The organism is Bacteroides sp. 1_1_30, assembly GCF_020982715.1.
Taxonomy (GTDB): Bacteria; Bacteroidota; Bacteroidia; order Bacteroidales; family Bacteroidaceae; genus Bacteroides; species Bacteroides xylanisolvens.
The window spans coordinates 1-638 of the sequence record NZ_JAJKHN010000245.1 but is presented as its reverse complement, the minus strand read 5'-3'; the positions used below and the strand labels follow the sequence as shown (position 1 = coordinate 638).

Annotated in this window: 1 protein-coding gene; it reads left to right on the top strand. The window is 27.6% G+C overall.

The genetic code is table 11. The features are described from left to right. Window positions 1-638 (top strand): 6-bladed beta-propeller (locus tag LPH68_RS26505; protein WP_230297295.1); only part of this gene is annotated, 638 nt, incomplete at both ends.

The window sequence follows — 638 nt, the reverse complement described above, 5'->3', positions numbered from 1 at the left end:
AGATAGGAATCTTACTTTGTTGGAATATGACTATTGTAGTAAGAAGAATCATTTGCATGAATTTGATTCTGTAACTTTTGTTCCATTAGAAACAAATGAGAGATCATTAATATCTAGTATAACTAAGATATTGTATAAGAATGAGACATATTATATTTTTGATAAAGTCCAAGCTATGATCTTTTTATTTGACGATAATGGTTCATATATTACTAAAATTCATAATATAGGGAGTGGACCAGGAGAATATGCTGATATATCAGACTTTGATATAGATGCAGATTTAAATATATACATATCATCTATTGTAGGACGAAAAATAATAAAATATAAATATCCTGATTACAAGCTGTTTACAGAATATAAAACTAATGCAACTGTAATGGAAATAGCTGTTGATGAAAAAACGGGAAAGATATGGGGAACCAATATATTTCAGACTGAAGACGGTATTTGTTTAGGATTTTATTCGAATGAGAAATTTGTTCCGGTAATAGCATCTAGAGGTATTGCAGATAATGCTAATACTCCATTTAAAGCCCAAAGTTTTTATAAATCAGGGAATCATTTATTTTTTAATCCTAGATATTCTCCATATATTTATATGATAGATAATGATGAAGTAAGCAAATATATGA